This window comes from Streptomyces sp. NPDC046860 (assembly GCF_040645115.1).
GTDB lineage: Bacteria > Actinomycetota > Actinomycetes > Streptomycetales > Streptomycetaceae > Streptomyces.
Genome location: NZ_JBEYXQ010000009.1, coordinates 92,693 through 116,959, shown reverse-complemented (window position 1 = coordinate 116,959; position 24,267 = coordinate 92,693). Strand labels below are relative to the sequence as shown.

Below are 24,267 nucleotides of genomic sequence, written 5' to 3'. Positions count from 1 at the left end.
GGTGTCACCTTTCACGGGTGTTCACAGCGGGCGGGCTGTTCACAGGCGTTCGAAGGAGCGGCGCAGTTCCCAGTCGGTGACGGCGGCGTCGAAGGCGGCGAGTTCGACGCGGGCCATGTTGGCGTAGTGGGCGACGACCTCCTCGCCGAAGGCGGCCTTGGCGACGGGGCTGGTCTCCCAGAGCTGGGCGGCCTCGCGCAGGGTGGTGGGGACGTGCTCGTAGTCGGCGGTGTAGGCGTTGCCCGCGCACGGCTCGGGGAGTTCGAGCCGCTGCTCGACGCCGTACAGTCCGGCGGCGACGAGTCCGGCGACGGCGAGGTAGGGGTTGACGTCACCGCCGGGCAGCCGGTTCTCGAAGCGCAGCGAGGGACCGTGGCCGACGACGCGCAGGGCGCAGGTGCGGTTGTCGTGGCCCCAGGCGACGGCGGTGGGCGCGAAGGAGCCGGGCTGGAAGCGCTTGTAGGAGTTGATGTTCGGCGCGTACAGCAGCGAGAAGTCGCGCAGCGCGGCGAGCTGTCCGGCCAGGAAGTGCCGCATCACCTCGGACATGCCGTCGTCCCCGGCCATCACGCTGCGGCCGTCCTCGTCGGCGAGCGAGAGGTGGATGTGGCAGGAGTTGCCCTCCTTCTCGTTGAACTTCGCCATGAAGGTGAGCGCCATGCCCTCCTGGGAGGCGATCTCCTTGGCGCCCGTCTTGTACACCGCGTGCTGGTCGCAGGTGCGCAGGGCCTCGGTGTAGCGGAAGGCGATCTCGTGCTGGCCGGGGTTGCACTCCCCCTTGGCGGACTCGACGGTGAGGCCCGCGCCGGCCATCTCGTTGCGCAGCCGGCGCAGCAGGGGCTCGACGCGGCCGGTGCCGAGGATGGAGTAGTCGATGTTGTACTGGTTGGCCGGGGTCAGGTCCCGGTAGCCGGTGTCCCAGGCGCGCTCGTAGCTGTCCCTGAAGACGATGAACTCCAGCTCGGTGCCCGCCTGGGCGGTGTACCCGAGCGCGGCGAGCCGCTCCAGCTGGCGGCGCAGGATCTGGCGCGGCGCGGCGGTGACGGGGGTGCCGTCCTCCCAGGCGAGGTCGGCCATGAGCAGGGCGGTGCCGGGGTGCCAGGGCAGGCGGCGCAGGGTGGCCGGGTCGGGGCGCATGGCGAAGTCGCCGTATCCCCGGTCCCAGGAGGACATCTCGTAGCCGCCGACGGTGTTCATCTCGGTGTCGACGGCCAGGAGGTAGTTGCAGCCCTCGGTGCCGTGGTCGAGCACCTCGTCGAGGAAGAAGCGGGCGGCGAACCGCTTGCCCTGGAGCCGGCCCTGCATGTCGGGGAAGGCGAGGACGACGGTGTCGATCCCGCCCCCGTCGACAAGGGCCCGCAACTCCTCGAGGCTCAGCGGGGGTGTGCGGTCTGCCACGGGAGGGCCTCCTTGGGCATGCTGCTGCGCGCGGTGCGGCCGGGCTGCCGGGAGCCATAAGGTATTGCCGGGAACCATTGCTTGGGAAGGGGGCGCGACCGGATGCCGCGGAAGACGGGTGCGCGCGAGGCGGGGGAGGGCGGCGACCGGCTCGGCGCGGTGCTGCGGCCGGTGCGGGCGGGCAACGGCTTCGAGGAGGCGCTGGAGCAGATCCTCCAGGTGGTCCGGCTGGGACTCGTACCGGACGGTGAACGGCTGCCCGCCGAGCGGGAGCTGGCGGAGCGGCTGGGCATCAGCCGGGTGACCCTGCGCGAGGTGCTGCGGGTGCTGCACGACCAGGGGCTGGTGGAGTCGCGGCGCGGGCGGTACGGCGGCACCTTCGTGCTGCGCCGCGCGGGCGGTGCCGGTCAGGGCGAACTGCGGCGGCGCACGGCCGAGGTGGACATCGAGGACGTGCTGCGTTTCCGCGAGGTGCTGGAGGTGGGGGCGGCCGGGCTGTGCGCGGCGCACGGGCTGCCGGCGGAGGGCGCCGAGCGGCTGCGGCGGGCGCTGGACCACACCCGTGACGCGCCGCTCGCGGACTACCGGCGCCGGGACACGCTGCTGCATCTGACCCTGGCCGAGCTGTGCGGCTCGCCGTCGCTGGCCGCCCGGTACGCGGCGGTCCGGGCGGGCGTCAACGACCTGCTGGACTGCATCCCGCTGCTGGTGCGCAACCTGGAGCACTCCCAGCGCCAGCACACCGCGCTGGTGGAGGCGGTGCTGGAGGGGGACGCGGAGGCGGCGCGGGAGATCGCGCGCGAGCACTGCGCGGGCACGGCGGCACTCCTGCGGGGCTTCCTGGCGTGACCCCCGCTCTGCAAAGGTATGCGTGAGCACCTTTGGAGGGCACATGGGCGGACGGCCGCTGATCGGCGTGAGTACGTATCTGGAGGCGGGCGCCCGCTGGGGCGTCTGGGAGCTGGAGGCCGCGCTCCTCCCGGCCGCCTACCCCCGTCTGGTGAGCCGGGCCGGCGGCCTGCCCGCCCTGCTGCCGCCCGACGACCCGGCGCTGGCGCCGGAGGTGGTGGCCCGCCTGGACGGGGTGGTCGTCGCGGGCGGCCCCGATGTCGACCCCGCCCGCTACGGCGCCGAGCGCGACCCGCGCTGCGGACCGCCCGCCCCGGACCGGGACGCCTGGGAACTCGCCCTGATCGAGGCCGCGCTGGACGCGCGTGTCCCGCTGCTCGGCATCTGCCGGGGCATGCAGCTGCTGAACGTCGCCCTGGGCGGCACCCTCGTCCAGCATCTCGACGGCCACGCGGAGGCGGTCGGCGTCTTCGGCGCGCATCCGGTACGCCCGGTGCCGGGCACCCGGTACGCGGCGATCGAGCCGGACGGCGCCGTCGTCCCGACCTACCACCACCAGGCGGTGGACCGCCTCGCACCCGGCCTGATCCCCTCGGCCCACGCCGCCGACGGCACGATCGAGGCCGTCGAGCTTTCCTCGGCCGACGGCTGGGTGCTGGGTGTGCAGTGGCACCCGGAGATGGGCACCGACGAGCGGGTGATGCGGGCGCTGGTCGCCGCCGCGGGCGAGGACCGTCACTGACGCGGCGCCACTGACCCCGCGCCACTGCCCCCGGTCGCTGACCCCGCGTCACTGATCCCGCGTCACTGACCCCGCGTCAGCGACAGCAGGTCCCGTGCCGGGCCCGTCGGCCGGTGCCCGGTGGGCCAGACGGCGCGCAGGTCCCGGCGCAGGGAGACGCCCTCCACCGGGATGCCCACCAGCCGCCGGGCGGCCAGCTCCTCCCCCACCGCGAGTTCGCTCAGTACGGCGGGCCCGGCGCCGCCGACCGCCGCCGCCTTCACGGCCGTGGTGGAGGACAGCTCGATCAGGGGCCGGGCAGGGCCGCCTATGGCCGCGTCCAGCACCTGGCGGGTGCCCGAACCCCGCTCGCGAAGGATGAGCGGGGTGGCGGCCAGCTCCGCCGTCCCCAGCGGGCGCGGGCGGCGCGCCCAGGGGTGGGTGGGGGCCGTGACGACGGTCAGGCGGTCGTGGGCGATGACGGCCGAGTCCAGCCCGGCCGGGACCGTGAGGCCCTCCACGAACCCGAGGTCGGCCTCGCCGGACAGCAGGAGTTCGGCGACCCTCGCCGAGTTGCCCGCGAGCAGCGAGACGGCCGTCTCGGGCCGCCCGGCGCGCAGGGCGAGCAGCCAGCCCGGCAGCAGGTACTCGGCGATGGTCATGCTGGCCGCGACCCGCAGCCGGGAGTCCCGCCGGGCCCGCAGCGCCTGCGCGCCCGCGTCGAACACCTCGGCCGCGGCGACGACCTGCCGCGCCCAGTCGGTGACCAGGGCGCCCGCGTCGGTGAGCCGGGAGCCGCGCGGCGAACGGTCGACGAGGGCGACGCCGAGCTGCCGCTCCATGGAGCGCAGCCGGCTGCTGGCGGCGGGCTGGGTGATGCCCAGCTCCCGCGCCGCGGACCCCAGGCTGCCCAGCCGGGCCACGGCCAGCAGCAGTTCCAGCGCGCCGAGGTCGGGCACCCGGTGCGCCAGCGAGCCGCCCCGCTCCTGCTCTTCGCTCATAAGACCACCTTATGCCCCCATAGGAACGACGTCCCTGGTCGGCGGCGACGGGCCCGGCGAGGCTGGACGCATGTCCCGCACCGCCCGCCTGCGCCACCTCGGGCCGAACTGGTACGCCGCCGTCATGGGCACGGCGATCGTCGGTTCGGCGGGCGCCGCCCTCCCCTCGCCCGTCCCCTGGCTCTGCGCCGCCGTCTGGGCGCTCTCCCTGCTCCTGCTGCTCGCCCTCCTCGCCGCCCGCGCCCTGCACTGGACCCACCACCGCGACCAGGCCCGCGCCCACCTCCTCGACCCGCAGACGGCCCCCTTCCACGGCTGCGCCGCCATGGCCCTGCTCGCGGTGGGCGGCGGCGCGCTCTCGGCCGGCCGGTACTGGATCGGCACGCCCGCCGCCGTGGCCCTGGACGCCGTGCTGTTCACCGCCGGTACGGCGCTGGGGCTGGCGGCGGCCGTGGCGGTGCCGTACCTGATGGTGACCCGGCACCGGCCCGCCCTCGCCGACGTCAGCCCGGTGTGGCTGCTGCCGCTGGTCGCGCCGATGGTGTCGGCCGCGCTGGGGCCCGCCCTGGTGCCGTATCTGCCGCCCGGCCCGCCCCGCGAGACCATGCTGCTGGGCTGCCTCGCCCTGTTCGGGCTGAGCATGCTGGCCACGCTGCTGATGCTGCCGCTGCTCCTGGCCCGCCTGCTGTTCCACGGCCCGCTGCCGCTCGCGACGACCCCGGCCCTGTTCCTGGTCCTCGGCCCGCTGGGCCAGTCCACCACCGCGACCGGCGCGCTCGCGGATCAGGCGCCGGGCGTCGTACCGGCGCCGTACGACGAGGGGCTGGCGGTGTCCGCCGTGCTGTACGGGGTGGCGGTCATGGGGTTCGCGCTGCTGTGGCTGGCCTTCGCCGGCGCGCAGGTGGTGCGGGCGCGGCGGCTCGGCATGCGGTTCTCGATGACCTGGTGGGCGTTCACGTTCCCGGTGGGCACCTGTGTGACCGGCGCGGCCTCCCTGGCCCGGCACACCGGGCTCGCCGCGTACACGGGGCTCGCGGTCGGGCTGTACGCCCTGCTGCTGCTCGCGTGGGCCGCGGCGGCGACCGGTACCGTGCGCGGGCTGCTCAGCGGAGCGCTGCTGCCAGCGCCCCGGCCAGCACTTGGGGAGCTTCGGCCAGCGAGGGTCCGTACCAGGTCAGGTGCCGTCCGCTGACGAGGGCGCAGGCGGGACGGGGGAACGCCTCGGGGCCGTCGTCGGCGGTGAAGCGGTACGGCTCGTCGGGCAGCACCACCAGGTCGGGGTCGGCCGCGTTCAGCTCGTCCAGGGGCACGCGGGGGTAGCGCTCGGCGTGGGCGGCGTACAGGTGGCGTACGCCGAGGCGGGCCAGGACGTCGCCCGCGAAGGTGTCCCGGCCCAGCACCATCCACGGGCGGCGCCAGACCGGTACGACGGCGGTGAGCGGCCGCCGCGGCCGGGGCGGCGCGGCCCAGGCGGCCTCGGCGGCGTCCAGCCAGCCGGGGCGGGACGCGGCGCCGCAGGCCCGCAGCACCCGCTCCAGCTCGGCGAGGGCCTGCGGCACCGTCCGCACCTCGGTGACCAGCACCGCGAGGCCCGCCGCGCGCAGGGCGTCGAGGTCGGGGGCGCGGTTCTCCTCCTCGTTGGCGATCACGAGGTCGGGGGCGAGGGCGGCGATCCGGGCGGTGTCGGGGTTCTTGGTGCCGCCGATCCGGACGACGTCGAGACCGGCCGGACGCTCGCACCAGTCGGTGGCCCCGGCGAGGCCACCGGGAAGCGTCACGGCGATCGCCTCGGTGAGGGACGGGACGAGGGAGACGACCCGCACTAGCGGGACCGGTCCTGGACCGCCTCGATGTGCTCGGCGACGGCCACCACGATCACCCGGGTGTCCGGCACGGTGGCCCGCCAGCGGTGGCGGACGCCTCCGGTCAGGTACAGGGTGTCGCCCCGGCCGAGGCGGTACGCGCGGCCCTCGGCCTCGATCTCGACCGCGCCGTCCGCGACGTACATCAGCTCGTCGTTGCGGTGCTGGAACTCGCGGCCCGCGTCGTGGTCGCCGGTGAACTCCGAGGCGTGCAGTTGGTGGTGGCCGCGCACCAGGGAGCGGGTGCGGGCGGTGAAGTCGCCGTCGGCGGTCTGCTCGCCGCGCACGACGTCGACGCTGCACGCGGGGTCGGCGGCGGCGAGCAGTTCCACCGCCGTGGTGCGCAGGGCGTCGGCGAGCTTCTCCAGGGAGGTGCGGCTCGGCCGGGCCCGGTCGTTCTCGACCTGGCTGAGGAAGGGCACCGACAGACCGCTGCGCTCGGCCACGACCGCGAGGGTGAGTTCGAGCGTCCGGCGGCGCCGCCGCACGGCCGCGCCGACCCGCACGGGCTGTCGCTCCTTGTGGTCGCCCATCGCTGCGGCTCCCTCCTTCACGCGTGGCGCGGCTGCCCGGACGCCTCGTGCCGGGCGTCCCTGTCCTGAGTTGTCTGCACCCTACGCATGTTCGGCAAACCGTTTCACGCGCCTCTCACATCCCGCGCCGTCGCGAGCCCGCCGTCCTTCCGTCCCGCTTCGCGGTTCCGCGCCGTTCACCTGCTTCAAGGCCGGGGCGGGCCCGGGTGTTCCCGCCGGGCGGGGTCCGTGGCACTGCGTGGTTGACCGGATCTCCACGGTGGCCGAAAGCCGCCCAGGGGACGGACACGATGCCCGCCCCCTGTCACCGAGTGCCCCTTGGGGCGCGGTTCACCCGGCCGCGCCGCCGCGGGCCGGCGCCCAGGTGTCGGCGAGCTTCGGACGCTCCTTGAGCCAGGCGCGGACGGCGTCCTGCTCCTTGCCCTTGCCGGCCTTCTGGATGCGGGCCTCCAGACCGGTGAGCTGCTCCTCCGTCATGGAGAAGTCCTTCAGCCACTTGGCGACCTCGGGGTGGTCGGCGCCGAACCCCTTGCGCGCGAGGGTGTGCACGGTGTCGCCCTTGCCCCAGGCACCCGCCGGGTCCTTGAGCTTCTTCAGCTTGTAGTCGCTGTAGGCCCAGTGCGGGGACCACAGGGTGACGAGCACGGGCTCCTTCCTGGCGTAGGCGCGCTTCAGCTCGGTCAGCATCGCCGGGGTGGAGCCGTCGACCACCTCGTACTTGTCCTTGAGGCCGTACTGCCCGAGGACCTTGTCCTTGAGCAGGCTCATCATGCCCGCGCTGGGCTCGATGCCGATGATGCGGCCGTCGAACTCGCCGGCGTGCTTGCCGAGGTCGGCCAGGGAGTTCACGTCCTTGACGTAGGACGGGACGGACAGCTCCAGGGAGGTGGAGCCGTACCAGTTGCCGAGGTCCTCCATCCGGTCGCCGTACTTCTTCCAGTACTCGGCGTGCGTGGTGGGCAGCCAGGAGTCGGTCTCGAAGTCGAGGCGGCCGGTGGCGAGGCCGGTGTAGAGCGGTCCGGCGGCGTACTGGGTGACGGTGACCTTGAAGCCCCGCCGCTCCAGCAGCTCCTTCCAGAGGAAGGTGGAGGCGATGCCCTCGTCCCAGGGGATGTACCCGAGCTTGATCTCCTGGCCCTTGCCGATGTCCGTGCCGGAGGCGGTGGACTTGGTGGCGCCGGGGCCGAAGACGCCGAGGCCGCCCGCGACCAGCGCGAGGACGACCACCGCGACGACGGCGACGGCCGGGCGCGGCCGGTAGGACCAGGCGGTGGGCCGGGCCTTGGCGGCGGCGCGGCGGCCCAGCGGGGAGAGGTGGGTGCCGAGCGCGCCGGTCACCCGGTCGAGGTAGATGGCGAGGACGACGATGCCGACGCCCGCCTCGAAGCCGTAGCCGATGTCGAGCTGGCCGATGGCCTCGTTGACGGCTCCGCCGAGGCCGCCGGTGCCGACCATGCCGGCGATGACGACCATGGACAGGCCGAGCATGATGACCTGGTTGACGCCCGCCATGATGGTGGGCAGGGCGAGCGGGAGCTGCACCCGCCACAGGGTGTCGCGCGGGCTGGTGCCGAACGCCTCGGCGGCTTCGACCAGTTCGGCGTCGACCTGGCGGATGCCCAGCTCGGTCATGCGGACGCCGGGGGCGAGCGCGAAGATGAGGGTGGCGACGACACCGGCGGCGGTGCCTAGCCCGAAGAAGAGCATGGCCGGGATCAGCAGCACCATCGACGGCATGGTCTGGAGCAGGTCCAGCGCGGGGCGCAGGGTGGCGCTCACCGCGCGGGAGCGGGCCGCCCAGATGCCGAGCGGGATCGAGATGACCAGCGCGATGATGGTGGCGACCAGGACGAGCGCCAGGGTGGACATGGCCTTCTCCCACAGGTCGAGGGAGTCCACGAGCGCGAATCCGGCGAAGGCGAGGACACCGGCGAGCAGTCCGCGCAGCCACCAGGCGACGACGGCGAGGATGCCGGCCAGCAGCAGCGGCTGGGGGGCGTTGAGGGCGGCGTCGATGCCGTCGTACATGCCCTCCAGTACGGCGCGGATCGCGTCGAAGAGCCAGGAGAGGTGGTCGACCAGCCAGTCGACACCGGAGTCGACCCAGTCGCCGAGCGGGAGCCTAGGCACGGGCGGTCACCTTCCTCTCGTCGCGGGGGTGGTCGCAGGCGATCGGGTCCGACCGCTCGTCGCCGAGGAAGCCGACGAGGCGGCTGCCGGGGACGACACCGACCAGGGTGCGGTCGGCGTCGACGACGGCGACCGGGTGGCTGAGGCGGGCGCTGAGCGCGCACAGTTCGGTGAAGGGCGTGCCGGGCGCGGCGGTCTGGCAGCCGCAGTCGGCCTCGTCGCCGCGTACGTCGGTGTCCATGACGGCGGACGCGGTCAGGACGCGGGAGCGGTCGACGTCCTGGATGAAGGAGGCGACGTAGTCGTCCGCGGGGCGCAGCAGGATGTCCTCGGCGGTGCCGGTCTGCACGATGCGGCCGTCGCGCATGACGGCGATGCGGTCGCCCAGGCGCATGGCCTCGTTGAGGTCGTGCGTGATGAAGACGATCGTCTTGCGCAGCGTCTTCTGCAGTTCGAGGAGCTGGTCCTGCATGTCGCGGCGGATCAGCGGGTCCAGCGCGCTGAAGGACTCGTCCATCAGCAGCAGGTCGGCGTCGGTGGCGAGGGCGCGGGCGAGGCCGACGCGCTGCTGCATGCCGCCGGAGAGCTCGTCGGGCCAGGAGTCCTCCCAGCCGGCCAGGCCGCACAGGGCGAGCGCCTCGTCGGCGCGGCGTTCGCGCTCGGCGCGGGGCACGCCCTGCACGGCCAGGCCGTAGGCGGCGTTGTCGCGGACGCTGCGGTGCGGGAAGAGCGCGAAGTGCTGGAACACCATGCTGATCTTGTGGGCCCGGACCTCGCGCAGCCCGCTGTCGTCGAGCGCGGTGAGGTCCTGCCCGTCGAAGAGGACCCGCCCCGCGGTGGGCGTGAGCAGCCCGTTGAGCATGCGCAGCAGGGTGGACTTGCCCGAGCCGGACAGGCCCATGACAACGAAGATCTCGCCCGGCGCGACGGCGAAGGACGCGTCGACCACGGCGGCCGTGGTGCCCTCCCCTCGCAGTTCGTCCCGGCCGGCGCCCTGCTGAAGTCGTTCGACGGCCTGATCCGGTCGTCCGCCGAACACCTTGTAGAGATGTTCCGCTTCGATTCTCGCGGTCATGCATGTCCCTCGGCTAGGCGGCAAGGAGCGGGAGACGAGGGATGGTTGTCGCTGGGAAAGCGATCTCCCCGCTCCGGCGCGCGGCGCCTGCCCGGTCATATTTGAGCCGAACTCAGAAGTGTCCCAGGTCACACCCCCTGGCCCGGTGCGCGGGCCCGCTGTCGGTGCGGTGCGGCATGATGCGAGCGTGACCGGACGACTGATGCTTCTCGACACCGCCTCGCTGTACTTCCGCGCCTACTTCGGCGTGCCGGACTCGGTCAGGGCGCCGGACGGCACCCCCGTGAACGCGGTGCGCGGACTGCTGGACTTCATCGACCGCCTGGTCAAGGACCACCGCCCGGAGAAGCTGGTGGCCTGCATGGACGCCGACTGGCGCCCCCAGTGGCGGGTCGACCTGATCCCCTCCTACAAGGCGCACCGGGTCGCCGAGGAGCACGAGGGCGCCCCGGACGCCGAGGAGGTCCCGGACACCCTCTCCCCGCAGGTCCCGGTGATCGAGCAGGTGCTGGACGCGCTCGGCATCGCCCGGGTCGGCGTGGCCGGTTACGAGGCGGACGACGTGATCGGCACCTTCACCGCCCGCGCGGACGGACCGGTCGACATCGTCACCGGCGACCGCGACCTGTACCAACTGGTAGACGACGCCCGCGGGGTCCGCGTCCTGTACCCCCTTAAGGGCGTCGGCACCCTCCAGCTCACCGACGAGGAGTGGCTGCGCGAGAAGTACGGCGTGGACGGCCGGGGGTACGCGGACCTGGCGCTGCTGCGCGGCGACCCGAGCGACGGCCTGCCGGGCGTGCCCGGCGTCGGGGAGAAGACGGCGGCCAAGCTGCTCGCCGAGTTCGGGGACCTGGCCGGGATCGTCGCGGCCGTGGACGACCCGAAGGCGAAGCTCACCCCCACCCAGCGCAAGCGCCTGACCGAGGCGGCGCCCTATCTCGCGGTCGCCCCGAAGGTGGTCCGGGTGGCCGGTGACGTCCCGCTGCCCGCGGTGGACACCGCGCTGCCGCACGCCCCGCGCGACCCCGCGGCCCTGGACGCGCTGGCCGCCCGCTGGGGCCTCGGCGGCTCGCTCCAGCGCCTGCTGACCACCCTGGAGGCGTGATCCGGGCGGGCCGCCGAAGGGGATTTTCCGGACGAGGGGGCCCACGGGAACAGGGAACCGGCGGCGCGGGATGCTAGCTTAGGTAAACCTAACCAAGGCAGCAGGAGGCCGTCATGGCAGAGCGTCCGGGGCGCAAGCCGCGCAAGCTCCATTCCGCCCAGGTGGTGCGCACCGAGCGGCTGACCGAGCACGTCCAGCGGATCGTGCTCGGCGGCGACGGCCTCGCCGACTTCTCGGCCGGCACCTGCACCGACCATTACGTGAAGCTGCTCTTCGCCCCGGTGGTCGGCATGACCTATCCGGAGCCGTTCGACCTGGAGCGGGTCCGCGCCGAACTCCCCCGCGAGCAGTGGCCGGTGACCCGTACGTACACCGTGCGCGCCTGGGACGCCGAGCACCGCGAGCTGACCCTCGACTTCGTGATCCACGGCGACGAGGGCCTCGCCGGCCCCTGGGCCACCCGGGTCCGCCCCGGCGAGACCCTGCGCTTCTTCGGCCCCGGCGGCGCCTACGCCCCCGATGTGACGGCCGACTGGCACCTGCTCGCCGGGGACGAGAGCGCGCTGCCCGCCATCGCCCGGGCGCTGGAGACCCTCCCGCCGGGGACGCCCGCGCACGCCTTCGTGGAGGTGTCCGGCCCCGAGGAGGAGCAGAAGATCGACTCCGACGTGGAGGTCGTCTGGCTGCACCGCGGGGACCGCCCGGTGGGCGAACTCCTCATTCAGGCCGTGCGGACGCTGGACTTCCCCGAGGGCCGCCCGCACGCGTTCGTGCACGGCGAGGCGTCCTTCGTGAAGGAGCTGCGCCGGATGCTGCGCGTGGAGGCGGGCATCGCGCGCGAGGACCTGTCGATCTCCGGGTACTGGCGCCTGGGCCACAACGAGGACGGCTGGCAGGCCAGCAAGCCGGAGTGGAACGCGCGGATCGAGGCCGAGCAGGAGGGCACGGACGCGGCCGCCTGACCCGGCCGGGGCGGCTCAGTCGCCCCGGAGCCGGGCGTGCAGGTGCATGTCGTGCCAGCCGTCCGGGTGCAGCAGTGCCCGGCGCCGGGTGCCCTCCACCGCGAACCCGGCCTTCGTCGCGACCCGGCAGGACGCCTGGTTGGCCGTGGCGTGCATCAGCTCCAGCCGGTTGAAGCCGATCTCCTCGAACGACCAGCGCGCCAGCGCGTCCGTGGCGTGCCGGGCGACGCCCTGCCCGCGCGCCCCGGCCACCGTCCAGTACGCCACCTCCGCCACGCCGTCCCGCAGCCGGATCTCCCGCAGCGCGGCCCGGCCGCGCAGTTCGCCGGTGTCGGCGCGGACCACCGCCCACTGGGCGTCGCACTCGCGCGCCCACTGCTCGTGCCAGCCCTCGATCCAGCCGGCCGCCTCCTCGGGGGAGTCGCAGGACCTCGCGTGCCACTGGTTGAGCACCGGGTCCTGGAACGCGGCGTGGACGGCGGGCGCGTCCCCGGCCCGCCAGGGGCGCAGGAGCAGCCCGGCGTCGGCCGGGATCTCGGGCTGCGGCAGTCGGCTGAGGGTTCCTTCGGGCAGCACCGGGCTGGTGAGAAACGGCATGTCCGGCATCCTGCCAAGCGTCCGGCACGCGGCCAACCGGACAAGGCCGCGCCGTACCCTGGAAGCCTGATGAGACGCCGTACGCAGCCCCCGCCCGCCCCGCTCCCCCAGCGCCGGGGTGTCGACCCCGTGCGGGTGCGGCTCCCGGCCGGCGGGGCGTGGGAGACGGTGCGCGAGCATCTCGTGGCGCGGCTCACCGGCGCCGGGCCGGGCGTGGTCGAGGCGATGTTCCACGCCGGCGCGGTCGTGGGCGCCGACGGGCTGCCGGTGGGGCCCGACGCGCCGTACCGGCCCGGGATGTCCGTGTGGTTCCACCGCGAGCTGCCGCCGGAGGTGCCGGTGCCGTTCCCGGTCGAGGTGGTGTACCGGGACGAGCACATCGTCGTCGCCGACAAGCCGCACTTCCTGGCCACCACCCCGCGCGGCTCCCATGTCGGCGAGACCCTGCTGGCCCGGCTCCGGCACGACCTGGACCTGCCCGCCCTGGGCGCCGCGCACCGGCTGGACCGGCTCACCGCCGGACTGGTGCTGTTCACCGTGCGCCCCGCGGAACGCGGCGCCTACCAGGGGCTGTTCCGGGACCGCCTGGTGCGCAAGGAGTACGAGGCGGTGGCCCGGCACGACCCGGCGCTGGAGCTGCCCCGGACCGTGCGCAGCCGCATCCTGAAGGAGCGCGGGGTGCTGGCGGCGCGGGAGGTCGAGGGCGAGCCCAACGCGGTGACCCTGGTGGAGCGCGCCGCGCACCGCGAGGAGGACGGGCTGGCCCGGTACCGTCTGCTGCCCCGCACCGGCCAGACGCATCAGCTCCGGGTGCACCTGAACTCGCTGGGCGTCCCCATCCTCGGCGACCCCCTCTACCCGGAGGTGGCCCCCGCGACGGCGCCCGGCGACTTCCGGCGCCCCCTCCAGCTCCTGGCCCGGCGGCTGGAGTTCACCGATCCGGTCACCGGCGCCCGGCACGACTTCGTCAGCGGGCGCACCCTGACGGCGTGGACCTCGCCGCGGGACTGGGCCCGCGACTGAGGCCCGGCCGGCGAGCGGCCCCTATTCGCCGAGCAGCCACCGCCACAACCGCTGCCAGCGGGTGCGCGGCTCGCCCGGCGGGTCGGGCCAGGACACGGCCGGGGCGACGGGCAGGACCGGCTCCGCCCGCTCCTCGGGCCTGGCCTCCGCCCTCTCGTCCGTACCGTCCTCCCGCCGCTCCCGCAGCGGCTCGACCGGGCGCCCCACCCGGTGCGGATGCAGGGAGGACATGCTGGGCGCCCGGTTGACGTCCTGCTTCGGCTTGGGCTCGAACAGCACCGGCAGCGCGACCAGATGACGGGACGCGATCGAGGACCGCCAGCGCAGATCCTCCTCGGCGCACTCCAGCCGGATGTCCGGCAGCCGGGTCAGCAGGGCGTCCACCCCGATGTCGGCGATGGCCCGCCCGATGTCCTGGCCGGGGCATTCGTGGGCGCCGCCGCCGAACGCGAGATGCGAGCGGTTGCCCATCATGTGCGCGGTCGGGTCGGGGCGTACCCGCGGGTCGACGTTGCCCGGCGCGGGCGCGAACAGCAGCCCGTCGCCCCGCCGGATGCGCTGTCCGCCCAGCTCGGTGTCCTGCTTGGCGAAGTAGCCGAGGACGGTGCTGAACGGCGGCTCGTCCCACAGGGACTGCTCGATCGCCTCCGGCACCGTCATCTGCCCGCCGTTGAGCCGGGCACGGAACCCCGGTTCGGTCAGCACCATGCGCAGCGCGTTGGCCAGCAGGTTGGCGGTGGTCTCGTACGCGGCGAAGAGGACCAGCCGCAGATGCTCGCGGACCTCGTCGTCGCTCAGCCCCGCCTCGTGGGTGATCAGATGGCTGGTGACGTCGTCCTCGGGCCGGGCCCGGCGCCGGGTGGTGAGCCTGCTCAGCGCGCCCATGACGTAGGCGTGGCTCTCGATGGCGGTCTCGGTGCCCTTGAGCGCGTCGCGGGCGCACTGCACCATCCGGTCGCTGTACTCCTCGGGCATGCCGAGGATCTCGCACATGACGGCCATCGGCAGATGCTCGGCGAACTGCGGGACCAGGTCGGCCCGGCCCCGCCCGCAGAAGCCGTTGACGAGTTCCTGGGTGGAGCTGTGGATGGAGCGGCGCAGACCGCGGTGGTCGATGGTGTCCATCGCGGCGGTCACGGCCGCGCGCAGCCGCTGGTGCTCGTCGCCCTCGGCGTGGGCGCAGATCGGCTGCCGGGCGATGTGCGGCATCAGCGGGTGGTCGGGCTTGACCATGCCCTCCAGCAGCGGTGTCCAGCCCCGGCTGTCGCGGGTGTACTGCGAGGGGCTGCGCACCATGTGCAGGTTCTCGGCGTGCCCGAGGACCACCCACATGGGCACGTCGTCGTGCAGGAGCACGGGGGCCACGGGGCCGTGCTTCTCGCGCAGCCGCTCGTAGAGGTCGTCCAGGTCGGGGGCGTCCGGCCCGTACAGCCGGTGCAGGCCGCCGGGTCCGGTGCCGTGCGCGGGGCAGCCGGGCGGCGGGCCCGCCGCGGTGTCGGGGGTGCCCGTAGGGGTCTGGGGTTCAGGCGTCACAGTGATCGCTCCGAAAGACGGCGGGGTGGGCCCGTGGGGCCGCGGGGTCAGGTCAGGGCGCCGGACCGGGCGAGGGAGTGCAGGAAGTGCATCAGCGTCAGCAGGGCGTCCCGGCTGGAGGCGCGCCGGCGTACGTCGCACTCGATGATCGGGATCTCCGGGGCCAGGTCGAGCGCGCCGCGCAGCTCCTCGATCGCGTGGCGGGGCGCGTCCGGGAAGGAGTTGACGGCGACGACGAACGGCACGCCGCGCTCCTCCAGGCGGCCCATGACGTCGTAACTGACGTCCAGCCGGCGGGTGTCGACCAGGACGACCGCGCCGAGCGCGCCCTCGAACAGGCGGTTCCACAGGAACCAGAAGCGTTCCTGGCCGGGGGTGCCGAAGAGGTAGAGGACGAGCTTCTCGGTGATGGTGATGCGGCCGAAGTCCATGGCGACGGTGGTGGCCGTCTTGGTCTCGGAGCCGTAGTCGTCGTCCACGCCGATCCCGGCCTGGGTCATCGTCTCCTCGGTGGTCAGCGGCCGGATCTCGCTGACCGAGCCGACCATGGTGGTCTTGCCGACACCGAATCCGCCGACGATCACGATCTTCACCGCGGCCTGGGCGGTCTGCGGGAGCCGGTCCTCGCTGCGCGGGCCGGGGATCGGGGCGGGGACGGCGTCAGAGCCGTTGAAGTCCATGCATCACCGCTTCGAGGAGGGACCGGTCGGGGAGCGCCTGGCGGACGATCGGGGCGCGCGCCTGCACCAGGCCGGCGCCGATCAGCTCGGTGAGCAGCGCGGTCATCGCGCCGAAGGGCAGGTCGAGATAGGCCGAGAGTTCGGCCACGGACAGCGGATGGGAGCACAGGCGGAGCACGGCCGCCTGTTCGGGGGTGCCGGAGGGCGGGGGCGCGGAGCGCGCCACGATCAGGGTGACCAGATCGAGTCGCGCCCGCCCGCCCTCGTGCAGGCCGGTGACGGCGTAGAGCCGCTCGGGATTGCCGCTCTCCCCCTCGCCGTCCGCCCCGGGGGCCGACGGCGGCGGGGAGGGCGCCTCCCGCGGCAGGCGCCGTTTGCGTCGCGGGGTCATACGGGCTGCCCGCCGTGCCGGGGCGGAGAGGTGAGGTGGGCGCCGATCCGGACGACGAGGTCGCGCATCATGCCGCCCATCCGGCCGGGCTCGCACACGACGTCGGCGAGCACGGCGAGGTAGGCGTTGTCCCCGGCGGCCATCAGGTAGAAGTAGCCGCCGTCGATCTCGATGACGACGAGCTTCATCTCGCCGCTGCTGCCGGGCAGTTCCTGGGCGACCGCCCCGGCCAGGCTCTGCACGCCCGCGCAGGCGGCGGCCACCCGGTCGGCGGCGTCCGGGTCGCCGCCGTAGCGGGCGATGCGCAGGCCGTCCGAGGAGAGCACGACGATCATCTCGATGCCCGGTACGCCGTCGTGCAGTTGCTTGAGCATCCAGTCGAAGTTGGCACGCTGCTGGATCACTTGGGCTCCCCCTCGTCACCGGCCCCGGTGTCGGCCGGGTCGTCGATCAGATGCAGGTAGGCGGTCGGATTCCGGGTGAAGTCGGTCGGGTGGGCGCCCTCGTTGCCCTTCTTCATGCCCTCCCAGAACGCGTCGACCCACATGCCCGGTTCACGGTCCAGCAGCTTCTGCCGCTCGGGGTCGGTGCCCACAACGGGCTCAGGGGCGGGCGCGGGGCTGGACCAGACGGTGGGCCGGCCCTCGCGTTCGGCCTGTTCGGCGGCCGCCTGTTCGGCGTAGCGCTGGCTGAGCGGGACCGTCGCCCGGCTGCGGCGCTGGGGCAGTCCGTTCGCCGTCCACTCGGTGACCTCGGGGCGGTCGTCCTCCGCCGTGGCCGGGGCGGGGACGCGGGGCGCGGTGGGACGGCGGCGCTTGGGCGGGCGCTTGGGGCCCTCCAGGGCGCCGAGTTCGGGCATGGGCACGGCGGTGGCCCCGATGCCGTGCGCGGCGCCGACGCCGGGCTCGGTGGTGAGCATGTCGCGGGGGACGACGAGGATGGCGCGGACGCCGCCGTAGGCGGAGGCGCGCAGCGAGACGTCCATGTCGAAGGCGTTGCAGAGGCGGCCGACCACGGCGAGGCCGAGGCGGGGGCTGTCGCCGAGGTTGTGCGCGTCGTCGTCGGCGCGGGCGTCCAGGATCATCTGTTCGACGCGGGCCCGCCCCTCCTCGCTGAGGCTGACCCCGGCGTCCTCGATCTCGATGGCGAGACCGGTCTGCACCTCGAAGGCGGTGACGTGCACCTTGGTCGAGGGCGGCGAGTAGCGGGTGGCGTTGTCGAACAGTTCGGCGGCGGCGTGGATGACCGGCTCGACGGAGGTGCCCTTGATGTTGATGTTGACGATGGAGGCGAGGTTGATGCGGGGGAACTCCAGGATGCGGGACATCGCGCCCCGCAGCACGCTGTAGAGCGAGACGGGCACCGGCCACTGGCGGCCCGGACGGCCGCCGCCGAGCACCGAGATGGAGTCGGCGAGGCGGCCGATCAGCGCGGTGCCGTGGTCGACGCGCAGCAGGTCGTCGAAGACCTCGGCGTTACGGCCGTGGTCCTCCTCCATCTCCCTGAGTTCCTTGGCCTGCTGGTGGACGATGGCCTGCACCCGCCGGGCGGTGGTGACGAAGGCCCGCTGGGTGGCGTCCCGCATGTTGATCTCGTGCTCGGCGCCGCGCAGCGCGATCCGCAGCAACTCGCGCTGGGAGGCGGGGAGATGACGCAGCTCGGGGTCCTCGTCGACGACGTGCCGCAGGACGTCCCGCAGCCGCTCGCCCCTGCGCAGCCGGCCGAGGGCGACGGGGAGCACCTCGGAGCCGAGGCGGACGATCTCCGCGTCGTGGGCGGCGATGCGCTGCTCCAGACGCGCGGTGTGCCGGGCGTTCTCGGCCTGCACGGAACGGAGTTGACGCCCTCTGCGCACGACTTCGCCCGCGGTGGCGAGCACCAGCAGCGTGGCCACCGCCCCGCAGCAGCCGACGGCCGTCCGGGCGGTCCCCGGCACCAGGAACACGGCGACCGCGGTCACCGCGGCCATCACCAGGGCGGGCGGCAGCAGTGCCTGCGCGTAAGGACGTTCACGGACACCGGGAGGTTTCTGAACACTCACCATGGATGCCTTCTGGGAAGGAACGGTATATAGGGGAACAGGCGCCCGAATTCCATCTCAACCGGGTCCGCCGCGGGCGAGCCTATTCCGACCGGGACAGCCCCGTGTCATATTCGGCAAGCACCTGAAATCCCCCGCGCAACAGGAGTACCGTCGCCCCTATTTACACGTTCGGCATCCACTCGAACACTCTTGGTAGCGTAGGCCAGGCATGCAAAAGGGCCGGCACAAGCCGACCCTTTTCTTGGGGGCGCGGGGAACTGCGCGACAAGCCACAACCCACCCGCACTCGCCCGGGGACCTCACCCCACGGACGAGTAGGCGACAACCCCCCGCAGCAGTTGATCGACAGCCTTACGGGCGTTCTTGGCCACCGTCGAGCCCTCCGCAGGAGCAGCCGCGGCGATCTGCCCGAGAACGTCGATCACCTGCTTGGTCCAGCGGACGAAGTCCCCGGCGGGCATCTCCGCCTCGCGCAGCACCTCGTCCAGGCCCTTGCCGGACGCCCACTCGTGGGCGACCCAGGCGAACCCGAGATCGGGCTCCCGCTGCCCGACCCCCTCGGTCTGGCTGATCCGGAAGTCCTCCTCCAGGGCGTCCAGCCGGCCCCAGATCCGCACCATCTCCCCCAGCGCGGCGCGGGCCGGACCGGAGGGCAGCTTGGGCGCCATGGCGTCGTCGCCGACCCGCGACTCGTACACCAGCGCCGAGACGCAGGCCGCGAGGTCGGCGGGGCCGAGCCCCTCCCAGACGCCCTCGCGCAGGCATTCACTGGCCAGCAGGTCCAGCTCGCCGTAGAGACGGGCGAGCCGCTTGCCGTTGGCCGTGACCTCGTCGCCGCGCAGATAGTCCAGTTCGGTCAGCAGGGCCACGATCCGGTCGAAGGTCCGCGCGATGGTGTTGGTGCGGCCCTCGATGCGCCGCTCCAGCTGCGAGGTGTCACGCTGGAGCCGGTGGTAGCGCTCGGCCCAGCGGGCGTGGTCCTCGCGGTCGTCGCAGCCGTGGCAGGGGTGCGCGCGGATCGCGGTGCGCAGCCGGGCGATCTCCCGGTCGTCCGCGGCCTGCGAGCGCTTCTTGCGGGCGCGCTCGGGCGGGATGTGCCCGGCCTTGGTGCGCAGCGCGGAGGCGAGGTCCCGACGGGACTGCGGGGAGCGCGCGTTGAACGTCTTCGGGATGCGCATCCGGTCCAGCGCCTCCACCGGGACGGGGAAGTCGATCGACGCCAGCCGCTTGACCTGCCGTTCGGCGGTGAGCACCAGCGGGCGCGGCCCGTCGTGGTGGTCGAAGCCCCGGTGGCCGCCGGTCCGCCCGGCGGGCAGCCCGGGGTCGAGGACCAGGGCGAGGCCCGCGAACTTGCCGGTGGGCACGTGGATGATGTCGCCCGGCTTGAGCTTCTCCAGCGCGACGGCGGCCTCGGCGCGCCGCTCGTTGGCGCCCTGCCGGGCCAGCTCGGTCTCCCGGTCCTTGAGTTCGCGGCGCAGCCGCGCGTACTCGTCGAAGTCGCCGAGGTGGCAGGTCATGGAGTCCTTGTAGCCCTCCAGCCCCTCCTCGTTGCGCTGCACCTGCCGGGAGATCCCGACGACCGACTTGTCGGCCTGGAACTGCGCGAACGAGGTCTCCAGCAGCTCCCGCGAGCGGTGCCGCCCGAACTGCTCCACCAGGTTGACCGCCATGTTGTACGACGGCTTGAAGCTGGAGCGCAGCGGATAGGTGCGGGTGCCCGCGAGCCCGGCCAGGTGCTCGGGGCTCATCCCTCGCTGCCACAGCACCACGGCGTGGCCCTCGACGTCGATGCCGCGCCGCCCCGCACGGCCGGTGAGCTGGGTGTACTCGCCCGGGGTGATGTCGGCGTGCTGTTCGCCGTTCCACTTGACGAGCTTCTCCAGCACCACCGAGCGGGCGGGCATGTTGATGCCGAGGGCGAGGGTCTCGGTGGCGAACACGGCCTTGACCAGGCCGCGCACGAACAGCTCCTCCACGACCTCCTTGAAGGTCGGCAGCATGCCCGCGTGGTGGGCCGCGATGCCGCGCTCCAGCCCCTCCAGCCATTCGTAGTAGCCGAGGACGTGCAGGTCCTCGGACGGGATGTTGGCGGTGCGCTCCTCGACCAGGGCACGGACCTGGTCCCGCGCCTCCTCGTCGTTCAGGCGCAGGCCCGCGTGCAGGCACTGCTGGACGGCCGCCTCGCAGGCGGCACGGCTGAAGATGAAGGTGATGGCGGGCAGCAGGCCCTCGGCGTCCAGGCGTTCGATGACCTCGGGGCGCCCCGGCGTCCAGACGCGCGAGCGCTGCCTGCGCTCCCGCTCCCGGTCGGCCTCGCGCATCGCCCGGCCACGCCTGCGGTCCTGGTAGGAGGGCCGGGTGGCCTCCGTACGGGCGAGCCGGACGAGGTCGGGGTTGACGGCCTTCTTGCTGCCCTCGCCCTCCTCGAACAGGTCGTACGTCCGCCGTCCGGCCAGCACGTGCTGGAACAGCGGCACCGGCCGGTGCTCGGAGACGATCACCTCGGTGTCGCCGCGCACGGTGTCCAGCCAGTCGCCGAACTCCTCGGCGTTGGACACGGTGGCCGACAGGGACACCAGGGTCACCGACTCGGGCAGGTGGATGATCACCTCTTCCCAGACCGCGCCCCGGAAGCGGTCGGAGAGGTAGTGCACCTCGTCCATGACCACGTAGCCGAGGCCCAGGAGGGTCTGGGAGCCCGCGTACAGCATGTTCCGCAGCACCTCGGTCGTCATGACGACGATCGGGGCGTCGGAGTTCACGCTGTTGTCACCGGTGAGGAGGCCGACCTTGTCGGCTCCGTAGCGGCGGCACAGGTCGGCGTACTTCTGGTTCGACAGCGCCTTGATGGGGGTCGTGTAGAAGCACTTCTTGCCCTGCTCCAGGGCGAGGTGGACGGCGAACTCGCCCACGATCGTCTTGCCCGAGCCGGTGGGGGCGGCCACCAGCACGCCCTTGCCGCCCTCCAGCGCCTTGCAGGCGTCCACCTGGAAGTCGTCGAGGCCGAAGTCGTACATCTCGCGGAAGCCGGCGAGCGCGGTGGCCTGCTCGGCTGCCCGCACTCGGGACGCCGCGTACCGCTCGGCCGGTGAGAGGTCCTCTGTCATCGTGCTTTCGAGCGTACCGGGCCGCACCGACAACAGGACGATCATTATCGCTTCCCACGCCCACCGAAACGGACCGATCGACTCCGAGCGGGCCGCGCACACGGTGAAGGGGCCGGACGGAAGATCCGTCCGGCCCCTTCACCCGGGTCCTGCTGCGTTCAGGTGACGTCGTCGTACCCGTCGTACTGTCCGGGCGGCAGCGCCTCGACCGGGCGGCCCTGCTCGGGCACCGCGGCGGACAGCCGCTCGGGGCTGGAGACGGGCTCGGGCCGGTGGTCCAGCGGGGAGGCCTCGTCGTCGTCCAGCTCGGCCGCCTCCTCGGCGCGCTCGCGGCGCCGGTCGTTCAGCAGCGCGATGCCGACGGCGATGAAGTACAGCACCACGATGGGGCCCGCGAGCGCGATCATGCCGAAGGGGTCGGTGGTGGGGGTGGCGACGGCGCCGAAGACGAAGACGCCCATGACCACACCGCGCCACCAGCCGGCCATCCGGCGCCCGGTCACCACACCGGCGAAGTTCAGCATGACCAGCAGCAGCGGAAGCTCGAAGGCGCCGCCGAAGATGAGGATCATCCGGACGATGAAGTCCAGGACCTTGTCCATCGGCAGGATGTTCGCCGAGCCGTCGGGGGTGATGCCCAGCAGCACCCGCATGCTGATCGGCAGGATCGTGTAGGCGAGCCAGGCGCCCGCCATGAACAGCGGCACGGCCGCCGCCACGAACCCGTAGGTGTACTTGCGCTCGTTGCGGTGCAGACCCGGCGCGACGAACGCCCACAGCTGGTAGAGCCAGACGGGGCTGGAGAGGACCACGCCCGCCATGAAGCAGACCTTCACCGTGGTGGTGAAGGGCGACAGCAGGTCGGTGTAGGCGATGACGGCGCAGGAGCCTCCGGTGGACTCACCCAGGCCCTCGGTGCAGCGCGGAACCGGTTGCGAGAGGAAGGACATCAGGTTCTGGCTGTAGAAGGCGGCCACCACGGACACGACCGTGATCGCCAACATGCCCTTCGCGAGCCGGTTGCGCAGCTCACGCAGATGCTCCACGAGGGGCATCCGCCCCTCGGGGTCCTTCTCTTTCTTGCGGGCAGACTTGAGCAACCCACGTCCTCATCTCGTGCGGCAGGCCGGAAATGCGGCCGCGGGTCAGCGCTGGGTGGTGTCCGTGGGCTCGTTGACCGGGCGGGCGCTGTTCACGTCGCCGGGAGCGGCCTGGATGGTGCGCTGCGCGGGGGGCTGCTCGCCGGGGGCGGGCTGACCGGCCGGGGCGGAGGTGTTGCTCTCGTCCTTCATCGCCTTGGCCTCGCTCTTGAGGATGCGCGCGGACTTGCCCAGCGAGCGGGCCATGTCCGGAAGCTTCTTCGCGCCGAAGAGCAGGAAGACGACGACGAGGATGAGAATGATCTCGGTAGGACCGAGCCTTCCGATCATGAGTTAGTACCTTCTCACCGAGGCGGGGGTGGGGGTGCTGCCCGACCGTTCGGACGAGTGTCCGGATGGTCGCGCCGGCAGCGATCGTAACGCTCAGGGGTAAACGAGAGGCAATCCCCGTGCGTACTCCCGGTCAGCGGTACGCGCCTCGTTATCCGCACCGCGACCAGCAGCGTACCCGCACGCCTGTCCCGCATGACAGGGCGAAGTGACGCAAACCGCTTCTGGCGTGTCCGCCGCCCCGCGGACGCCGCAGGTCAGAGCGTCTCGGCGGCGCGGGCGGTGCTCACCGCGGCCCGCTCCAGGTCCTCCGCGGCCCGGCTGATCCGGCGCCCGGAGTCGGCCACCTGGGCGCCCAGCCGCCGCGCCTCCAGGAACACCCGGACGGCGAGCACCCCCAGAACCGCCAGACCCAGGAACCCCACAGCCACCGCGAACATCGCCCAGAACATGGCGACGAGCCTAGACGGTCCTAGAGCGCGGTGTGCAGCCGCAGGGTGCTCACCCCGGCCCCGCTGAGCAGCTGCACGATGCGTTCACCGGCCGGCTTGCGCACGGCCGTGCCGCACCCGGGGCAGGTGAAGGAGTAGAACGTGGTGCGGCTGGAGCCGCCGATCGCCAGGCGCAGCGCACCCGCGGCGAGCTCGAACCGGCCCCGGCAGTCGGGGCAGCCCGCCTTGAACATCACCGGGACGACGCGCCGCATCCCGGCGAACGCGGCGGCCGCCGTCACCCGCTTCGTGGTCGTCGTCCCGGGCACCGAGGTCTCGCTCACAGGGCACGCTCCGGCCTCTCGTACGGTTCGTCCCCCGCTCCGTGCCCCGCTCCGCCCTCGTACGCGGCCAGAGCCTCACTGGCGGCTCGGCGGGCGCGGTCGGCGAGGTCGGACGGCGACACGATCCGGCCGTCCGGGCCGAGCCGCAGGGCCAGCCGCCTGAGCGAGGCCGGGTCGGGGGTGCGCAGCGTGATGCGCAGACCGCCGTCGGGCAGCTCCTCGGCCTGGTCGTGCGGGTAGTACTCGGCGACCCACCGGCCACCGGGGCCGACCTCGACCACGACCTCCGGGTCCTCGACCGCGGGCTGCACCAGCCCCTCGGACAGGTCGCGCGGCTCGATCTCGGGCGGCGCGGACGGCTCGTCCAGGACCCGGATCTCCGCGACCCGGTCCAGCCGGAAGGTGCGGCGCGCCTCCGAGCGGCGGCACCACGCCTCCACGTAGGTGTGCCCGACGCTCACCAGGCGGATCGGGTCGATCTCGCGCTCGGTCAGCTCGTCGCGGGCCGGGGAGTAGTAGCGCACCCACAGCCGGCGCCGCTCGGAGATGGCCCGGTCGACATCGGCGAAGACCCCGCCCTCGGACTCGAAGGTCACCGACAGGCGGGAGCTGGCCCCGGCCGCCTCGCCGGCCGCGGTCTCCACCTTGGCCGTCGCCCGCACCAGCGCCTGCCGGTCGCTCTCGCGCAGCCCGGGCAGGGTGGCCACCGCGCGGGCGGCCACCAGCAGCGCGGTCGCCTCGTCGGCGGCCAGCCGCAACGGCTCGGCCGCGTCCTCGCCGAGCGCGGCGGCGTTGTGCCACCAGATGCGCTCGCCGTCGGTGTCGATGTCCAGCAGGTCGCCGCCGCGGAAACTGGTGCCGCACATGGGCAGCACGTCGAGGTCGCCGACGAGCTCGTCCTCGGTGACGCCGAAGGCGCGGGCCACGTCCGCGATCCGGGCGCCGGGGCGCTCGCGCAGATACGTGACCAGCGACAGCATCCGCCGGGTCTGGTCGATGGCGTTCACGGGCCTAGCCGGTTTGCCTGCCATGCTCTTGGTTCCGTTCC

General features: G+C 73.3%; 24 protein-coding genes. 6 read left to right on the top strand and 18 right to left on the bottom strand.

The window, feature by feature from the left end:
* Nucleotides 1–39 precede the first annotated feature (39 nt).
* Complete coding sequence (locus ABZ898_RS15585; RefSeq protein ID WP_361658031.1) at nt 40–1,398, bottom strand: glutamine synthetase family protein; 1,359 nt, start codon at nt 1,396–1,398, stop codon at nt 40–42.
* Nucleotides 1,399–1,500: 102 nt separating this feature from the next.
* Between ABZ898_RS15585 and ABZ898_RS15580 the strand changes: the two genes are divergently transcribed.
* Both ABZ898_RS15580 and ABZ898_RS15575 read left to right on the top strand, forming a co-directional pair.
* Nucleotides 1,501–2,247 (top strand): FCD domain-containing protein, encoded by a 747-nt coding sequence (locus ABZ898_RS15580; RefSeq protein WP_361658028.1) that lies wholly within the window; start codon nt 1,501–1,503, stop codon nt 2,245–2,247.
* Between the two features lie 43 nt (nt 2,248–2,290).
* A complete protein-coding gene (locus tag ABZ898_RS15575; RefSeq protein ID WP_361658407.1) occupies nt 2,291–2,989 on the top strand; it encodes a gamma-glutamyl-gamma-aminobutyrate hydrolase family protein in 699 nt (232 codons plus the stop codon).
* Nucleotides 2,990–3,051: 62 nt separating this feature from the next.
* On the opposite strand, the gene ABZ898_RS15570 is transcribed toward ABZ898_RS15575, so the two are convergent.
* A complete protein-coding gene (locus tag ABZ898_RS15570; protein ID WP_361658026.1) occupies nt 3,052–3,969 on the bottom strand; it encodes a LysR family transcriptional regulator in 918 nt (305 codons plus the stop codon).
* A gap of 70 nt (nt 3,970–4,039) precedes the next feature.
* Between ABZ898_RS15570 and ABZ898_RS15565 the strand changes: the two genes are divergently transcribed.
* On the top strand, nt 4,040–5,161 hold the full coding sequence (locus ABZ898_RS15565; protein ID WP_361658023.1) for a TDT family transporter: 1,122 nt from the start codon (nt 4,040–4,042) through the stop codon (nt 5,159–5,161).
* On the opposite strand, the gene ABZ898_RS15560 is transcribed toward ABZ898_RS15565, so the two are convergent.
* From ABZ898_RS15560 to ABZ898_RS15545, 4 genes are all read right to left on the bottom strand, one after another.
* The gene (locus ABZ898_RS15560) at nt 5,073–5,792 is read right to left on the bottom strand and encodes a helical backbone metal receptor (protein WP_361658020.1); all 720 of its coding nucleotides are present in this window, start codon (nt 5,790–5,792) and stop codon (nt 5,073–5,075) included. The genes ABZ898_RS15565 and ABZ898_RS15560 overlap by 89 nt on opposite strands.
* Nucleotides 5,792–6,364, bottom strand: coding sequence for an XRE family transcriptional regulator (locus ABZ898_RS15555; protein ID WP_361658017.1), 573 nt, complete (start codon nt 6,362–6,364; stop codon nt 5,792–5,794). Before ABZ898_RS15555 ends, ABZ898_RS15560 begins: the two co-directional genes overlap by 1 nt.
* A gap of 330 nt (nt 6,365–6,694) precedes the next feature.
* Complete coding sequence (locus tag ABZ898_RS15550; RefSeq protein WP_361658014.1) at nt 6,695–8,494, bottom strand: ABC transporter permease/substrate binding protein; 1,800 nt, start codon at nt 8,492–8,494, stop codon at nt 6,695–6,697.
* Nucleotides 8,487–9,569 carry a betaine/proline/choline family ABC transporter ATP-binding protein gene (locus ABZ898_RS15545; RefSeq protein ID WP_361658012.1) on the bottom strand — a complete coding sequence of 361 codons (1,083 nt, stop codon included), beginning with the start codon at nt 9,567–9,569 and terminating at the stop codon, nt 8,487–8,489. The genes ABZ898_RS15550 and ABZ898_RS15545 overlap by 8 nt, the downstream gene beginning before the upstream one ends.
* Nucleotides 9,570–9,756: 187 nt before the next feature.
* On the opposite strand from ABZ898_RS15545, the gene ABZ898_RS15540 reads away from it, so the two are divergent.
* Nucleotides 9,757–10,677, top strand: coding sequence for a 5'-3' exonuclease (locus ABZ898_RS15540; protein WP_361658009.1), 921 nt, complete (start codon nt 9,757–9,759; stop codon nt 10,675–10,677).
* 113 nt (nt 10,678–10,790) lie between these two features.
* Nucleotides 10,791–11,639: a siderophore-interacting protein gene (locus tag ABZ898_RS15535; RefSeq protein WP_361658006.1), complete on the top strand. Its 849-nt coding sequence runs from the start codon at nt 10,791–10,793 to the stop codon at nt 11,637–11,639.
* Nucleotides 11,640–11,654: 15 nt separating this feature from the next.
* Here ABZ898_RS15535 and ABZ898_RS15530 read toward each other — a convergent pair whose 3' ends face one another.
* A complete protein-coding gene (locus ABZ898_RS15530) occupies nt 11,655–12,236 on the bottom strand; it encodes a GNAT family N-acetyltransferase (protein ID WP_361658003.1) in 582 nt (193 codons plus the stop codon).
* A 69-nt stretch (nt 12,237–12,305) separates the two neighbouring features.
* Between ABZ898_RS15530 and ABZ898_RS15525 the strand changes: the two genes are divergently transcribed.
* Nucleotides 12,306–13,259 (top strand): pseudouridine synthase, encoded by a 954-nt coding sequence (locus ABZ898_RS15525; RefSeq protein ID WP_361658002.1) that lies wholly within the window; start codon nt 12,306–12,308, stop codon nt 13,257–13,259.
* Between the two features lie 21 nt (nt 13,260–13,280).
* Here the strand turns inward: ABZ898_RS15525 and ABZ898_RS15520 are convergent, their stop codons facing one another.
* The 11 genes from ABZ898_RS15520 to ABZ898_RS15470 form a co-directional block, all read right to left on the bottom strand.
* Nucleotides 13,281–14,792: a cytochrome P450 gene (locus ABZ898_RS15520; RefSeq protein WP_361658000.1), complete on the bottom strand. Its 1,512-nt coding sequence runs from the start codon at nt 14,790–14,792 to the stop codon at nt 13,281–13,283.
* Between the two features lie 47 nt (nt 14,793–14,839).
* On the bottom strand, nt 14,840–15,472 hold the full coding sequence (locus ABZ898_RS15515) for an ATP/GTP-binding protein (RefSeq protein ID WP_361657998.1): 633 nt from the start codon (nt 15,470–15,472) through the stop codon (nt 14,840–14,842).
* The gene (locus tag ABZ898_RS15510) at nt 15,453–15,863 is read right to left on the bottom strand and encodes a DUF742 domain-containing protein (RefSeq protein WP_361657995.1); all 411 of its coding nucleotides are present in this window, start codon (nt 15,861–15,863) and stop codon (nt 15,453–15,455) included. The genes ABZ898_RS15515 and ABZ898_RS15510 overlap by 20 nt, the downstream gene beginning before the upstream one ends.
* Nucleotides 15,860–16,267, bottom strand: coding sequence for a roadblock/LC7 domain-containing protein (locus ABZ898_RS15505; protein WP_361657992.1), 408 nt, complete (start codon nt 16,265–16,267; stop codon nt 15,860–15,862). The genes ABZ898_RS15510 and ABZ898_RS15505 overlap by 4 nt, the downstream gene beginning before the upstream one ends.
* Entirely contained in the window at nt 16,264–17,907 is a 1,644-nt protein-coding gene (locus ABZ898_RS15500) for an ATP-binding protein (protein WP_361657989.1), read from the bottom strand. Before ABZ898_RS15500 ends, ABZ898_RS15505 begins: the two co-directional genes overlap by 4 nt.
* Before the next feature lie 299 nt (nt 17,908–18,206).
* The gene (locus tag ABZ898_RS15495) at nt 18,207–21,059 is read right to left on the bottom strand and encodes a DEAD/DEAH box helicase (RefSeq protein WP_361657986.1); all 2,853 of its coding nucleotides are present in this window, start codon (nt 21,057–21,059) and stop codon (nt 18,207–18,209) included.
* Between the two features lie 113 nt (nt 21,060–21,172).
* The gene (gene tatC / locus ABZ898_RS15490; RefSeq protein WP_361658405.1) at nt 21,173–22,069 is read right to left on the bottom strand and encodes a twin-arginine translocase subunit TatC; all 897 of its coding nucleotides are present in this window, start codon (nt 22,067–22,069) and stop codon (nt 21,173–21,175) included.
* A 90-nt stretch (nt 22,070–22,159) separates the two neighbouring features.
* On the bottom strand, nt 22,160–22,444 hold the full coding sequence (tatA, locus tag ABZ898_RS15485; RefSeq protein WP_361657983.1) for a Sec-independent protein translocase subunit TatA: 285 nt from the start codon (nt 22,442–22,444) through the stop codon (nt 22,160–22,162).
* Between the two features lie 257 nt (nt 22,445–22,701).
* On the bottom strand, nt 22,702–22,896 hold the full coding sequence (locus ABZ898_RS15480) for a hypothetical protein (RefSeq protein ID WP_361657980.1): 195 nt from the start codon (nt 22,894–22,896) through the stop codon (nt 22,702–22,704).
* 20 nt (nt 22,897–22,916) lie between these two features.
* A complete protein-coding gene (locus ABZ898_RS15475) occupies nt 22,917–23,150 on the bottom strand; it encodes a hypothetical protein (RefSeq protein ID WP_361658402.1) in 234 nt (77 codons plus the stop codon).
* Between the two features lie 65 nt (nt 23,151–23,215).
* Nucleotides 23,216–24,250, bottom strand: a complete 1,035-nt coding sequence (locus ABZ898_RS15470; protein WP_361657977.1) for a WYL domain-containing protein — start codon at nt 24,248–24,250, stop codon at nt 23,216–23,218.
* Nucleotides 24,251–24,267: the final 17 nt, after the last annotated feature.

Excerpts from the sequence above, each read along its gene's own strand:
- ABZ898_RS15475 (WP_361658402.1), bottom strand. The coding sequence starts at position 23,150 with ATGCGGCGCGTCGTCCCGGTGATGTTCAAGGCGGGCTGCCCCGACTGC.
- ABZ898_RS15575 (WP_361658407.1), top strand. The coding sequence starts at position 2,291 with ATGGGCGGACGGCCGCTGATCGGCGTGAGTACGTATCTGGAGGCGGGC.
- ABZ898_RS15495 (WP_361657986.1), bottom strand. The coding sequence starts at position 21,059 with ATGATCGTCCTGTTGTCGGTGCGGCCCGGTACGCTCGAAAGCACGATG.
- ABZ898_RS15480 (WP_361657980.1), bottom strand. The coding sequence starts at position 22,896 with ATGTTCTGGGCGATGTTCGCGGTGGCTGTGGGGTTCCTGGGTCTGGCG.
- tatC (WP_361658405.1), bottom strand. The coding sequence starts at position 22,069 with ATGCCCCTCGTGGAGCATCTGCGTGAGCTGCGCAACCGGCTCGCGAAG.
- ABZ898_RS15470 (WP_361657977.1), bottom strand. The coding sequence starts at position 24,250 with ATGGCAGGCAAACCGGCTAGGCCCGTGAACGCCATCGACCAGACCCGG.
- ABZ898_RS15565 (WP_361658023.1), top strand. The coding sequence starts at position 4,040 with ATGTCCCGCACCGCCCGCCTGCGCCACCTCGGGCCGAACTGGTACGCC.
- ABZ898_RS15555 (WP_361658017.1), bottom strand. The coding sequence starts at position 6,364 with ATGGGCGACCACAAGGAGCGACAGCCCGTGCGGGTCGGCGCGGCCGTG.
- ABZ898_RS15525 (WP_361658002.1), top strand. The coding sequence starts at position 12,306 with ATGAGACGCCGTACGCAGCCCCCGCCCGCCCCGCTCCCCCAGCGCCGG.
- ABZ898_RS15535 (WP_361658006.1), top strand. The coding sequence starts at position 10,791 with ATGGCAGAGCGTCCGGGGCGCAAGCCGCGCAAGCTCCATTCCGCCCAG.
- ABZ898_RS15545 (WP_361658012.1), bottom strand. The coding sequence starts at position 9,569 with ATGACCGCGAGAATCGAAGCGGAACATCTCTACAAGGTGTTCGGCGGA.
- ABZ898_RS15530 (WP_361658003.1), bottom strand. The coding sequence starts at position 12,236 with ATGCCGTTTCTCACCAGCCCGGTGCTGCCCGAAGGAACCCTCAGCCGA.
- ABZ898_RS15515 (WP_361657998.1), bottom strand. The coding sequence starts at position 15,472 with ATGGACTTCAACGGCTCTGACGCCGTCCCCGCCCCGATCCCCGGCCCG.
- ABZ898_RS15500 (WP_361657989.1), bottom strand. The coding sequence starts at position 17,907 with ATGGTGAGTGTTCAGAAACCTCCCGGTGTCCGTGAACGTCCTTACGCG.
- ABZ898_RS15510 (WP_361657995.1), bottom strand. The coding sequence starts at position 15,863 with ATGACCCCGCGACGCAAACGGCGCCTGCCGCGGGAGGCGCCCTCCCCG.
- ABZ898_RS15580 (WP_361658028.1), top strand. The coding sequence starts at position 1,501 with ATGCCGCGGAAGACGGGTGCGCGCGAGGCGGGGGAGGGCGGCGACCGG.
- ABZ898_RS15570 (WP_361658026.1), bottom strand. The coding sequence starts at position 3,969 with ATGAGCGAAGAGCAGGAGCGGGGCGGCTCGCTGGCGCACCGGGTGCCC.
- tatA (WP_361657983.1), bottom strand. The coding sequence starts at position 22,444 with ATGATCGGAAGGCTCGGTCCTACCGAGATCATTCTCATCCTCGTCGTC.